Below are 12,657 nucleotides of genomic sequence, written 5' to 3'. Positions count from 1 at the left end.
CCTGGACCCCCGAAGGCGCGGGGTCGCCTCAGGACTGTCGGTTCCGAGGGCGGTGTGTCACCTCGTGGCCGTGAGTTCCGTCCAGCACTGGAGGAAGTCGCCGGGTCCGGCGGTGCGCGTCCAGGAGTAGGCCGAACGCGCGGCGGACGTGAGCTGGTCGCGGTCCGGGTGGTCCAGATCCGCGAGAGCCTTGGCCAGTGCCTGCTCGACGAACGTCGCCAGATCGCGGTAGACGAGGTCGGAGCGGTGCCGGGTCCGCGTGACGACCTCGGTGAAGCCGCTGTCGGACACCCGCTCGGCAATGGTCCGACCGGCGAACGGGTTGGCACCTGAGCGGCGCAGCAAGAGGTAGTAACCACGCAGGGCAGCGTCGACGTTGGCCGTCTTGGGCCGCAGCCGCGCGCGGCTCCAGTCCGAAGTGGACAGCGCGAGCCGGCCGCCGGGTCGCAGGACCCGATGCAGCTCCGCGAGCACCCCCGTCGGGTCAGGCAGGCGTTCCAGCAGGGCGTGGGAGAAGGCGACGTCGGCGGACGACGTGGGGAACGGCAGGTCGAGCGGATCGGCCACGGCGTAGTCCACTGTGGACTGGCCGCTCCCGAAACCCAGCGTGATCGTGCCGTGCCCGCAGCCCAGGTCGACCACCCGCATGCCCGGCGTGAAGAGCGCCTGCGCGAACGCCGCCCGCTCCACCGCCGTGCGTGCCGCACTCCTCGACGCCGCGTCCCGCACGTATCCCTCCAGCACCCGGCACACAGTACGGCCACCAGGGTGGCAGGATCGAGGGGTGAGCACGCAGTCAGGCAACAAATATCCGCCCGCGGTGGTCCCCGACCGCCTGTTCGCCGACGCCGACGCCGAGTCCCGCTGGCGAGCCCGCTTCCACGCGGCCCGCATCTCCGTGCCCGAATGGGCCCGCGACGCCCCCGACGCCAACGTGTACGTCTCCAACGCCAGCGGCGTCTGGGAGGTCTACGCGTGGGATCGCGCCACCGACAGTCACCGCCGCGTCACCGACCGGCCCAACGGCACCTTGCACGCCACCCCCGCCCCCGACGGCTCGGCCGTCTGGTGGTTCGACGACACCGACGGCGACGAGTTCGGCTCCTGGGTGAGCCAGCCGTTCGACGGCGACAGCTCGGCCGCCACCAAACCGCTGCCCGAGGTCCACGACGGCTATCCGGCCGGCCTCGAGCTCGGCTCGCGCGTGATCGCGGTCGGTGTCTCGACCGACGACGGCAGCGCGCTGTTCGCGAAGATCGGCGACAAGACCGAGCGTTTCTACAGCCACCCGGACGACGCCGGCATCGCGTCGCTCTCTCGTGATGAGAGCTTGGTGGCGATCTCACATTCCGAACACGGCGACTCACGCCATCCCGCGCTGCGCGTACTGGCCACCGACGGCTTCACGACCGTCGCCCAGATGTACGACGGCGAGGGCAAGGGCCTTTCGGCGCTGGAGTTCTCGCCACTGCCCGGCGACCAGCGGCTGCTCGTGCTGCACGAGCGGCGCGGCCGGGAGGAGCTGCTGATCTGGGACGTCCGCGCGGACACCGAGACCGAGCTCGAGATCGACCTGCCCGGCGAGGTTGTGGCCGACTGGTACCCCGACGCCCGCGCGCTGCTGGTGGTGCACTTCCACCAGGGCCGCAGCTCGCTGTACCGGTTCGACCTCGACGACGGTTCGCTGTCCTCTGTGGACACTCCTGCCGGCCGAATCGGCGGCGCGGGTGTGCGGCCCGACGGCAGCATCGAGTACTCGTGGTCCAGCGCCGCGGAGCCGACGGCGGTGCGCAGCCGCGCGACCGACGGCACCGACGCCGTGCTGCTGGCGCCGCCGGGTGACCAGGCGCCCGGTTCGTCGCCGGTGACCGACGCGTTCGTGGAGGGCGTCGGCGGGCAGATCCACGCGCTGGTGTCGCGTCCCGCCGGCGCGCCCGACGGCCCGTTGCCCACGGTGTTCTCCCTGCACGGCGGCCCGCACGCCGCCGACGAGGACCGCTTCTCCGCCTACCGCGCCACGTGGCTCGACGCCGGTTTCGCCGTGGTCGAGGTCAACTACCGCGGCTCCACGGGCTACGGCTCCGCGTGGCGCGACGCCATCGAGGGCCGGCCGGGCCTGACGGAGCTCGAAGACGTCGCGGCGGTGCACGACTGGGCTGTCGAAAGTGGACTGTCCGACAAGGACAAGTGCGTCGTCAACGGCGCCTCCTGGGGCGGCTACCTGTCCCTGCTCGCGCTCGGCACCCAGCCCACGCGCTGGGCGGCGGGCGTCGCGGGCGTGCCGGTGGCCGACTACGTCGCCGCGTACGAGGACGAGATGGAGCAACTGCGCTCTTTCGATCGTGCTCTGTTCGGCGGCGCACCCGAGGATGTGCCCGCGGTGTACAAGGAATGTTCGCCGATTACCTACGTGAACGCCGTCGCCGCACCCGTGCTGATCCTCGCGGGCGACAACGACTCGCGCTGCCCCATCCGGCAGATCGAGAACTACCTCGACCGCCTGGGCGCCCGCGACGCGCCCCACGAGTTCTACCGCTACGACGCCGGCCATGGCTCCCTGGTGATCGCCGAGACGATCAAGCAGACGTCGATCGAAGTGGATTTCGCTTTGCGCGCTTTGCGGTGATTTCCCCCGGCCGGGGTCTCACTTCGGGGGACCCTGGCCGGGGAAATTCGCTTGGTTTTTCAGTTTTCCAGGGTTGATGCTTCGGGCTGTGGACCTGGTGTTTATGCATGACCCCCGCGGCGAAACCTTCACGCGCATAACCCGCGGGGACGGGGTCGTGCTCGGGTTGCCTTCGTATTCGCGCAAGTATCGCGTCCCGCACGACCTCGCGCACGCTGCCGTGGAGCGTTCACTGGAGCTGTCCGGCGGCATCTTCGGCTGCATCGAAGCGGGCGGCGTATTCGACAACATGACTGTGCTGCAGGGGAAACCGCGCCATGACGCCCGGGCGCGCAGCCAGCGGATTCTGAAGGCGGCTTCGGGGTCCATCGCGGTGGCGGAGAGTGGTCGGCGTGCTGCATCGCGCGGTGGAACATCGCCGGCCACCGCCCTTCGCCGCTGCGCGGGAGGCTTGGGGAGTGATTCGGGCGGAACCGTATCCCTTCGGTGACGCCGATATCCTTGGAGCGGTGGAGTTGTTGGCGGAACTGGTCGAGGTGTGGACTCGTCAGGCGGAGCCGTTGGAGTTTCGCTGGCCGTCGCGGCTTCGGGCTGGGTAGCCATTTGGTGCTTGACTCCGCCGTCCGGCTTTGTGGTGGAACCCCGCTGAGCTGGACGGATGGTCCCCGCGTCCCGCGCGCGTGCGCTCCGAGCGCTTCGCACGAGCGAGTTGTCCACAACTGTGGCGGCCTGTGGACAACCTGTCTGAGCAGCCGGTTTTGTCGCCCTACCCCGGTAGAATGGATCATGGGCGGCCCCCGGGAGGGTGGGTCTACGGCCGTCGCGCGGGTGGGGCAGGGCGTCAAACCGCCCGGGGGTGAAGTCGCTCCGCCGGGGGGCTAAGAGGATGGCACTCGCCGGTGTGCAGCATCTACGTCGTCACCCATCCCGAGGCCACGCACCACGTCGAGGGAGTGGTGGGTGTTTCCGGGCGCCCTCCGGCAGCATCACCACGTTGCGCGAAGACGACTACTTCCACGGCCACCAGCTCGTCAGCCTCGGCGACACCCGCCACCTCGACGCCTGAGCGCAGGTCACATACCGCGGCTCAACGCCTGCAGCCGGTCCACCGCCGCGGGGTCACCGTCGTAGGTGAGGTGCACGGCGTCGCGGCCGAAGACGAACAGCAGGAGGTCCACGGGGTCGCCCGTGACGGTCACGGCGGGGGCGCCGGACTTGACCTGGGCGGAGCGGCCGTCGGTGTGGCGCAGGACGACGCCGACGGGGGCCTTGCGCAGGTTGAGCTTCGCGGATTGGCGCGCGAGGCGCCAGGCGGCCTCGTCGCGAGACGGGTCGGCCGGGCGGGGTTCCCAGCCGGGCTGGGCGCGGCGGACGTCTTCGTGGTGGACGAGGAACTCGGCGCCGTTGGTGAGCTCGTCGAGGGGGCCGATGGCCATGGGCCAGTACCAGGCCGGGCCGCGGCGGACCTGGTCGACGAGGGCGGGCCACGGCTTGGCGGCGTAGCCGTCCTGCACGCGCTTGGTGTAGCCGGCGAGCGCGGGCACCATGATGCCCGGCGACGCGTCGAGGCGGTGTTCGCGCACGATGAGGTGGGCCGCGAGATCGCGCGTCGCCCAGCCTTCGCACAGGGTCGGGGCGTCGGGACCGACCTCGTCGAAGAGTGTGCTCAACGCCTGGCGTTCGTCTGCGGCAAGACCCATGCCTCCGACATTACTCGCGAGTACACCCCCGCGCCCGGACGAGACGACCACCACTGGGTGTTTCATCGAATCGTGAGCCGACTCTTCGAACCCCTCTCCCTGCGGGGCCTGACGCTGCCGAACCGCGCGTGGGTCTCGCCCATGTGCCAGTACTCCGCCACCGACGGCGTGCCCGACGACTGGCACCTCGTCCACCTGGGACAGTTCGCCGTCGGCGGCGCCGGGCTCATTCTCACGGAAGCCAGCGCCGTCACCCCGGAAGGCCGGATCAGTCCGCAGGACACGGGCATCTGGAACGACGAGCAGGTCGCCGCCTGGCGCCGGATCACCGACTTCGTGCACGCGCGTGGCACGGCGATCGGCATGCAGCTCGGGCACGCCGGGCGCAAGGCGTCCACGCGACGGCCGTGGGAGGGCACCGGCAGCGTGCCCGCGTCCGACGGCGGCTGGCAGAGCGTCGGCGCCGATGACCAGCCCTTCGGCGACTACGCCCCCGCCCGTCCGCTGACCACCGACGAGGTCGCGCGCATCCCGGCCGATTTCGCCGCGGGCGCCCGTCGCGCGCTCACCGCCGGCTTCGACGTCCTCGAGCTGCACCTCGCGCACGGCTACCTCGGCCACCAGTTCCTCTCGCCGCTGTCCAACTCCCGCACCGACCGCTACGGCGGCGACTTCGAGGGCCGCACCCGCCTCGCGCTCGAGATCACCGAGGCCGTGCGCGAGGAGATCGGCCCCGACGTGCCGCTGTTCGCCCGCATCTCCGCCAGCGACTGGGCCGACGGCGGCTGGTCCCCCGACGACTCCGTGCACCTCGTGAAGCTCCTGGCCGACCGCGGCACCGACCTCGTCGACGTCTCCTCCGGCGGCAACGTGCCCCACCCCCGCATCCCCGTCGGCCCGGGTTACCAGGTGCCCTTTGCCGAACGCATCCGCCGCGAGACCGCCGTGCCCACCGGCGCCGTCGGCATGATCACCGAACCGGAACAAGCGGAACAAATCGTCGCCACCGGTTCGGCCGACGCGGTGTTCCTCGCGCGCGCCCTGCTGCGTGACCCGCACTGGCCGCAACGCGCAGCGCACGCGCTGGGCGCCGAGGTGAAGTGGGCGGACCAGTACCTGCGCGCGAAGCCGCGCCGCTGACCCGGCCCGTGAACGTCCGACTGACGCGGGATCCCTCGTCGGACGCGGGCCGCAGTCGCGATTTGAGTGCGGCCCGCCGGAACCTCGCTGCGTTGAGCCATTTCCGCGCCGTGGCCCGGCCCGCCCGCCAGAAGTGGCGGGTTTGAGCGTCCGCGAGGAGCTGAGCGGCTGGGCTTCGGACGGCTCCGAAGCCCAGCCGGCGGGCGTCAGTGGTGGAAGGCCGTCGAGGTGGTCGCGTCGTGCTGGGGTTCGGTTTGGCGTTCCAGCTCGGGCAGGGTCCGGCGGAGGTCGTCCATCAAGAGGTCGGCCAGGTCGTGGGTGAAGCCGTTGCGGACGACGATGCGCAGCGCCGCCAGGTCGGTGCGCTTCTCCGGGAAGGTGTAGGCCGGGACGAGCCAGCCGCGTTCGCGGAGTCTGCGGGACACGTCGAAGACGTCGTAGTTGGTGACTTCGGGCTTCGTCGTGAAGGCGAAGACCGGGAGCTGGTCACCGCGGGTCAGCAGCTGGAACGGGCCCAGGCCGGCGATCGCGTCGGACAGGTGGAGCGCGACGTCACGCGAGGCCTGCTGCACGGCACGGAAGCCTTCACGACCGAGGCGGACGAACGTGTAGTACTGCGCCGCCACTTCGGCGCCGGGGCGGGAGAAGTTCAGCGCGAATGTGGGCATGTCGCCGCCGAGGTAGTTGACGTTGAAGACCAGCTCCTCCGGCAGCGCTTCGCGGTTGCGCCACACGACCCAGCCGACGCCGGGGTACACCAGGCCGTACTTGTGGCCCGAGGTGTTGATCGACGCGACGCGCGGCAGGCGGAAGTCCCATTCCAGGTCCTCGTCGAGGAACGGCGCGATCATCGCGCCCGACGCGCCGTCGACGTGGACGGGGATGTCCCAGCCGGTGCGGGCCTGCAGGTCGTCGAGCGCGGCGACGATCTCCGCGACGGGCTCGTAGCTACCGTCGAAAGTGGACCCGAGGATCGCGACGACGCCGATGGTGTTCTCGTCGCAGCGCTTCACCGCCTCCTCGGCGGACAGGTGCAGGCGGTCGCCGTCCATGGGCACCAGACGCGGCTCGACCTCCCAGTACTCGCAGAACTTGTCCCAGCACACCTGCACGTTCACGCCCATCACGAGGTTGGGCTTCCCGGTGCGGCCGAGCTTCGTCCAGCGCCGCTTCAACGCCATCCCGGCGAGCATGCACGCCTCGGACGAGCCCGTGGTCGAGCAGCCTATGATGTCCGTGGGGTCGGGCGCGTGCCACAGGTCGGCGAGGATGTTCACGCAGCGCCGCTCGAGCTCGGCCGTCTGCGGGTACTCGTCCTTGTCGATCATGTTCTTGTCGACGCACTCGGCCATCAGGTCGCGGGCCTGCGGCTCCATCCACGTGGTGACGAACGTGGCCAGGTTGAGCCGCGCGTTTCCGTCGAGCATCAGCTCGTCGCGCACGAGCTGCAACGCAGAGTCAGGCGGCAGCGACGTGTCGCGAATCTTGTTGTGCGGCATCACGAAGTCGGCCGCCAGGGCGGGATTCGCCCCTGCGTACATGGGGTTCGTGCCCGATTGACGGTTCGATCCGTTCTGTTCCCCGCTGTGCAGCACCATGCTTGCGACCGTACTGCCGCACCCCCGCCCGCGACAGCACACGACACCCGGCCGGGCGGCCCGTCAGCCCAGCGGCTCCACCTCCAGCACCTGCGCTTCGGGGCCGCACCGGAAGACCAGGCCGGCTTCGGTCCTGTCCAGCGTTGAAAGTTCAACCCCGTCGAGCCGGGCCCTGAATGCCCCGGGGATACGGCCGATCGTCACGGTCCCCTCACCCGGCACGTCCGGCGTACGCCGCAGCCGGGCGCGCAGCACGCCGTCGACGACCTCCGCCTGGCTGACCTCGACGTCGCGATCGACGACGGTCAGCGCCGGTTCCTCGAAATGGCTCGCCGGCCACGGGTTGGTGTAGAGACCCCAGAGGCCGTCCGGGGTGTTGAGGCGGGCGTAGCCGAGCAGGACGTTGCCGCTCATCGGCTCGATGTCGGTGCGGTTTCCGTCGGCGTCGGCCGGGGTGTCGTTGCGCGGGTAGTACAGACCGCCTTCGCGCCAGGTCGGGTTCATGAAGCGGTCGGCGTGGGCGAGCAGGCTTTCGAGCGTGGTGGCGTCACCCATCTCCGAGGCCCACGCCGCCACCCAGCCGAAGTCGCACGTGTCCGTGATGACGGGCTGGCCCATCACTTCCCGCGCCGGCGCCGAGCGGACGGACAGGGTCCCGTCCGGGCCGTCGACGAGGAACCGCTTGACCTGCTCCGGGTAACCGTCGTGCACGAAGTCGCGGTTCCACATGTTCATCAGCGCGCCGCACCACGCGTCCACCCACGGCGACGGCGCTTCGTTCGGCCGCACGCGCTTGGAGTCGGCGGTGATCATCATGTTGTAGTGGCCCGATTCGTCGAGCCGGCCGAAGTCGGCCCACGCGCGTTCGTACCCGGCCACGACCTCTTCGGCGCGATTGCCGCCGGTGATCAGGTCGTGGAGGCGGAAGCCGAGGATGGCGGGCTGGTTGCAGATCTGGAACACGCAGTTGGGCTCGCACGCCACGCCAAGGTAGCCGTTTTCCACCATCTGCCAGTAGATGTGGTCGTTGAGCGACTCGCGGTCGTACGGGAACCGCTTCTCCTCGCCACCCCAGAAGTACGACCAGTGCTGGAACGTCAGCGACCCCGGCGCCGCGAACTCGTCGGCGGCGAAGAGGTAGTCGTGCAGCAGCGCCATCGACTGCACGTACGCGCTGTACATGATGTTGTCGCGCACCACGGGATCCCACTCCTCCTTGAGATCCCCGAGGTGCGCGTTGACCACCGCCCCGCCGCGGCTGACGTCGCGCCAGTACAACCACACCTCCGGCAGCAGGATCTTCTCCACGAGCCGCCGCAGTGTCGGCCGGAACAACCCGGGCGCGGCGGGCAGCCGGTGCCGGTGCGTCAGGGCCAGCGCGTACGCCATGTACGCGAGCTGGAAGCGGTAGCCGCCGAAGTCGTCCTGGCCGGTTCCCTTGCCCTGCATGAAGGACCAGTCGTTGCGGAACTGGCGGGAGAGGTTGTCGAAGTGTCTGAGGTGACCGAGTTGCTGCCGATCCAGCGGCGGGTGGAGAGCGGGCATGTCCTCAAGTGAACACGGAAGCGGTCGGAAAAGCCCGTGTCAGGTGGCGCGAACGGTCCCCTCGCGCCGAAATGGCACGAACGGGCCGTTCGCGCGAGGCGACAACCCGGCGCGTACGTCGCGAAGCACTCCGGGAGATCGCCATCAAGGCCGTCGCCGCAGGTACGGACCGCGAAGACATCGTCCGGGCCTGCTACGCGGTCCTCGCCGACCTGGAAGAGGAAACCGGTGACGCGTACGAAGATCCTTCGGGCGAGCGAGTGCTGGAGCTCATGGACGCCCTCACCGGCTTCTGCGGCTCTCATTACCGCATCTAGTCCCGAAAAAACGGGCCGCCCACCCCGAAGGGTGAGCGGCCCGTGCGGCCAAGATCCGTCAGGCCTGCTGCGCCTGCCACATCCAGTGCGCCTCTTCCAAGGCGCGCGTGATTTCGATCAGCAGGTCCTGCGTGACCAGGTCGCTCTTGTCGGTCTCGTCGATGCGCCTGCGGAGGCGCTCGATGAGCGTCGCGAGCGTGTCGACGATGGCGGCCACCGAGGTTTCCACCGACTGCCAGTTGTCGGGGTAGTCCGGGGCGCCCGAGCTTTCGACGACGGTCTTCGCCTTGCCGTTGGGCGAGATGCCGATGGCGTTGGCGCGCTCGGCGACCTCGTCGGTGTACTGGCGGGCAGTCGCGACGAGCTCGTCGAGCTGCAGGTGGGCGCTGCGGAAGTTCTTGCCCACGACGTTCCAGTGGGCCTGCTTCGCGATCAGCGAAAGGTCCACGAGGTCGACGAGCGTCGCCTGGAGGGCGTTGCCCGTGATCTCCTTGTCGGCGGCACTGAGCGGGCTCTTGATGGGAGAGTTGACCATCGGGGGTGTCCTTCCTTTGTCGTGGTGGGGGAAGCAGGCGCAGAACGCGTCAGACCGTGGTTGTGAGCGCGACCTCGATGTTGCCCCGGGTCGCGTTCGAGTACGGGCACACCTGGTGCGCCTGCGACACGAGCTCATCGGCCTGGGCCTTGTCCATGCCGGGCAGCGCGACGTTCAGCACGACGCCCAGCTTGAAGCCCACTTCCTGCTTGTACAGGCTGACCTCGGCGGTGACCGTCGACTCCGGCAGCTGCACCTTCCCCGCGCGCGCCACAGCCTGCAGAGCGCTGTGAAAGCACGCGGAGTAGCCGGCGGCGAACAGCTGCTCGGGGTTGGTCTTGTCACCGCCCGGGCCGCCCATTTCCTTCGGCACCGCCAGCGACTCGTCGATGACCCCGTCGGACGAAGTCACTTCGCCGTTGCGGCCCTCGCCTCGCGCGGTCGCGGCCGCGGTGTAGATCGCGTCAGCCATTCTTTCGCCTACCTCCTCGTCGGGACGCCCGACTCAGCGTCTCATTGATAACAACGTTCCGCATCAGCGGAACCTTGCCACCGCATGGCAGGCATCACGCCGGGGAATACCCGGCGTCCGGCAGATGAAACCTCAGCGCGACAGGGTGAACTCGGCCACCTGGCGGCCGATCAGGCGCAGTGTGCGCACGCTCTTGTCGTCGGACGCGCCGCCGGACTCGTCGAACTTGGTCTCGGCGGAGTTGATCGAACCACCCAGCGGAGTGGGCCAGCCGCGCAGCGCGTGCGTGATCGTGCGCAGCTGGTCGAGCGTGGTGACGGCGGCCTGCCACCCGAAGGCGACGGCAGCGAGGCCGACCGGGCGGCCGTCGAGGTAGGGGCGGGTGTCTTCGCGCAGGTCCTCGACGTAGTCCAGGGCGTTCTTGACCAGCCCGGACAGCGCGCCGTGGTAGCCGGGCGAGACCACGATCAGGCCGTCGGCGCGGCGGATGCTCTCGATCAGCCGCCTCGCGCGGTCGTCGCGCTCGCCCGCGGCCGTGTCGTAGAACGGCAGCACGAGCTCAGGCCCGGGGATCAGCTCGGTGTCCACCCCCAGCTCGGCCGCCGAGTCGAGCGCGATCCGCAGGGCGCGTTCGGACTGCGAGCCGTCGCGCAGCGAACCGCCGATCCCGAGCACCCTGACCGCTTTGGCTGAAGTCACGTCCCCGAGGCTAACCCCTCGACTTAAGTGGAGGACCAGGATTTGGGACGGAGTTCTCGACCACAGCTGGACCCACTATCTACTGACAAGTAACGTCGGGGTCCACTGCCGAGGAGGAACGATGGCGATCCCGCTCCAGGTCCGCGCCCAGGCCGCCGCCGCGCAGCTGGTCTTCTGGCTGCCCCGGCCCGTCCGGCGGCTCATCGCCGGCCCGCCGCTGCGGCGCGACGGGCAGGAACTCGCCCTCGACGCGCAGCTCCTGCTGCGGTTGCAGCAGCTCACCGGCACCGCGCTCGTCGGCGAGACGGTCGAGGGCTCGCGGCTCGGGCTGGAGCTCGGCCGCCACCTGGTGAGCGGCAAGACGATCGAGCCCGTGGCTGTGCGCGACGTGGTGATCCCGTCCGGCGACGCATCGCTCGACGCCACCCTCTACACGCCCGCGGGGCTGCCCGAACCGTCCGGGCTGCTCGTGTTCTTCCACGGCGGCGGCTGGGTCGTCGGCTCGCGCGCCACGCACGACAACGCCGCGCGCTACCTCGCGAAACACGCCGGCGTGCGCGTGCTGTCGGTCGAGTATCGGATGGCGCCGGAACACCCGTTCCCGACTCCGTTCGAAGACGCACTGGCGGCGTTCGACTACGCCCACGCCAACGCGGCCGAGCTCGGCGCGGACGCCGACCGCATCGCCGTGGGCGGCGACAGCGCGGGCGGCAACCTCTCCGCCGCGTTGACTCTGGCGGCGGTCCGGCGCGGTGGCCCGGCGCCGGCGTTCCAGCTGCTCATCTACCCCGCGGTGGACTTCACGACGCGCCGCCGCTCGCGCGAGATCTTCGGCGAGAAGCTGTTCCTCACCGACGAGTCGATGACCTGGTTCGAGGACCACTACGTCCCCGCCTGCACCGACAAGGCCGACCCGCGCCTGTCGCCCCTCGTCGCGACCGACCACAGTGGACTGCCGCCGGCGTTCGTCATGACCGCGGGCTTCGACCCGCTGCGCGACGAGGGCGAGGCGTACGCGGAGAAGCTGCGCGACGCCGGAGTCCCGGTCGCGGTGAGCCGCCAGCCGGACCTGATCCACGGGTTCCTGAACTTCACCGGCGTCGGCTCCCGGTTCCGCGAGGCGACGGCCGAGCTGGCCGGCGCGCTGCGGCTGGGGTTGGCGCGGCAGCAGAAGGAGAAATAGCCCCGGGCGACGGCCTCGCGAGGCAGGTGCAAGGCACTCGCCTCGGCAAGCACGACGGGCTTCGCCGGCACTCGCTCGACATCGCGGGGCCGACGAGGGCCTCACCGGAGCGGAGCGTCGCTCGGACGGGCACAGGTCCGTGCGCGGATTCACCGTGCGCCGGGCAGGGACAGCACCAGCGTCCGCAGCAGAAGGAGAAATAACCCCGGAAACCACCGGAGCCTGGTGCGGCGAACCGCACCAGGCTCCGAAAACCCCGTGTTCCGGGGGTGGTTGCTACGCGCCCGGGACGGGCAACGGCGGCACCGGCAGCGGAGGCACCGGCAGGGAGCCGAGCAGTCCGCCCAGGATGCCGGTGACGGCACCCAGCAGGGCCTTGAGCAGGTCGCTCACGATCTTCAGCGGACCTGGCAGGTCCGGGATCGGCGGGAGCGGCAGCGGCGGGAGCTGACGCGGCGACGCCGACGGGTCGGACAGCAGGCGGCTGGACTCGTCCGCACGGCCCTTGGCCGCCGACGAGAGCTGCTGCGTCTCCGACTGGATCGTGTAGCGCTTGCCCGCGGCGAGGTCGCCGAGGACAGGGCTGAGCTTGTCCAGGTCGGCACGTGTCAGACCGACGTTGCCGGCGTACGCGGCCTTCGTCAGGTCGTCTCGCATCTGGAGCACCTGCGCGCCGACCGCTTCGGTGGACGACGAGCCCTTGCCACCCGCAGGGCTCGCCGAGGCCATCCCCGAGGTGCCGACGGCCAGCAGACTGCCGGCGGCTACCAAGGCGATGATCCGCCCAATCTTGCCTTTCATTCCTTACCTCCTGGCCTCTGGAGACCTGACGGGTAAATCGA

The 12,657-nt window shown here is 70.1% G+C and carries 13 protein-coding genes; 5 read left to right on the top strand and 8 right to left on the bottom strand.

Annotation, left to right across the window (positions count from 1 at the left end; genetic code table 11):
* Positions 1–57 precede the first annotated feature (57 nt).
* A complete protein-coding gene (locus AB0M56_RS02950) occupies positions 58–744 on the bottom strand; it encodes a methyltransferase domain-containing protein (RefSeq protein ID WP_364170367.1) in 687 nt (228 codons plus the stop codon).
* Between the two features lie 40 nt (positions 745–784).
* Here AB0M56_RS02950 and AB0M56_RS02945 point away from each other — a divergent pair, with 40 nt between their 5' ends.
* Positions 785–2,626, top strand: a complete 1,842-nt coding sequence (locus AB0M56_RS02945) for a prolyl oligopeptidase family serine peptidase (RefSeq protein ID WP_364170364.1) — start codon at positions 785–787, stop codon at positions 2,624–2,626.
* A gap of 88 nt (positions 2,627–2,714) precedes the next feature.
* Positions 2,715–3,116: a hypothetical protein gene (locus tag AB0M56_RS02940; protein ID WP_364170362.1), complete on the top strand. Its 402-nt coding sequence runs from the start codon at positions 2,715–2,717 to the stop codon at positions 3,114–3,116.
* Positions 3,117–3,699: 583 nt separating this feature from the next.
* On the opposite strand, the gene AB0M56_RS02935 is transcribed toward AB0M56_RS02940, so the two are convergent.
* Complete coding sequence (locus AB0M56_RS02935; protein WP_364170359.1) at positions 3,700–4,326, bottom strand: TIGR03085 family metal-binding protein; 627 nt, start codon at positions 4,324–4,326, stop codon at positions 3,700–3,702.
* 72 nt (positions 4,327–4,398) lie between these two features.
* Here AB0M56_RS02935 and AB0M56_RS02930 point away from each other — a divergent pair, with 72 nt between their 5' ends.
* The gene (locus AB0M56_RS02930; protein ID WP_220244895.1) at positions 4,399–5,466 is read left to right on the top strand and encodes an NADH:flavin oxidoreductase/NADH oxidase; all 1,068 of its coding nucleotides are present in this window, start codon (positions 4,399–4,401) and stop codon (positions 5,464–5,466) included.
* A 206-nt stretch (positions 5,467–5,672) separates the two neighbouring features.
* On the opposite strand, the gene AB0M56_RS02925 is transcribed toward AB0M56_RS02930, so the two are convergent.
* Positions 5,673–7,064 (bottom strand): glutamate decarboxylase, encoded by a 1,392-nt coding sequence (locus tag AB0M56_RS02925; RefSeq protein ID WP_364170357.1) that lies wholly within the window; start codon positions 7,062–7,064, stop codon positions 5,673–5,675.
* A 63-nt stretch (positions 7,065–7,127) separates the two neighbouring features.
* Positions 7,128–8,609, bottom strand: a complete 1,482-nt coding sequence (locus AB0M56_RS02920) for a hypothetical protein (protein WP_364170354.1) — start codon at positions 8,607–8,609, stop codon at positions 7,128–7,130.
* Positions 8,610–8,680: 71 nt separating this feature from the next.
* On the opposite strand from AB0M56_RS02920, the gene AB0M56_RS02915 reads away from it, so the two are divergent.
* Positions 8,681–8,926, top strand: coding sequence for a hypothetical protein (locus tag AB0M56_RS02915; protein WP_364170351.1), 246 nt, complete (start codon positions 8,681–8,683; stop codon positions 8,924–8,926).
* Positions 8,927–8,984: 58 nt separating this feature from the next.
* On the opposite strand, the gene AB0M56_RS02910 is transcribed toward AB0M56_RS02915, so the two are convergent.
* From AB0M56_RS02910 to AB0M56_RS02900, 3 genes are all read right to left on the bottom strand, one after another.
* Complete coding sequence (locus tag AB0M56_RS02910) at positions 8,985–9,461, bottom strand: DNA starvation/stationary phase protection protein (RefSeq protein WP_364170348.1); 477 nt, start codon at positions 9,459–9,461, stop codon at positions 8,985–8,987.
* Positions 9,462–9,510: 49 nt separating this feature from the next.
* Entirely contained in the window at positions 9,511–9,933 is a 423-nt protein-coding gene (locus AB0M56_RS02905; protein WP_364170346.1) for an organic hydroperoxide resistance protein, read from the bottom strand.
* Positions 9,934–10,065: 132 nt separating this feature from the next.
* Positions 10,066–10,632, bottom strand: a complete 567-nt coding sequence (locus tag AB0M56_RS02900) for an NAD(P)H-dependent oxidoreductase (RefSeq protein ID WP_364170343.1) — start codon at positions 10,630–10,632, stop codon at positions 10,066–10,068.
* A 121-nt stretch (positions 10,633–10,753) separates the two neighbouring features.
* Here AB0M56_RS02900 and AB0M56_RS02895 point away from each other — a divergent pair, with 121 nt between their 5' ends.
* Complete coding sequence (locus AB0M56_RS02895) at positions 10,754–11,815, top strand: alpha/beta hydrolase (protein WP_364170340.1); 1,062 nt, start codon at positions 10,754–10,756, stop codon at positions 11,813–11,815.
* A 276-nt stretch (positions 11,816–12,091) separates the two neighbouring features.
* On the opposite strand, the gene AB0M56_RS02890 is transcribed toward AB0M56_RS02895, so the two are convergent.
* Positions 12,092–12,616, bottom strand: a complete 525-nt coding sequence (locus AB0M56_RS02890) for a hypothetical protein (RefSeq protein ID WP_220244902.1) — start codon at positions 12,614–12,616, stop codon at positions 12,092–12,094.
* Positions 12,617–12,657 lie beyond the last annotated feature (41 nt).

The organism is Amycolatopsis sp. NPDC051372 (assembly GCF_040682095.1).
Taxonomy (GTDB): Bacteria; Actinomycetota; Actinomycetes; order Mycobacteriales; family Pseudonocardiaceae; genus Amycolatopsis.
The sequence above is the reverse complement of the archived record's forward strand: the minus strand, read 5'-3'. Positions and strand labels throughout refer to the sequence as shown.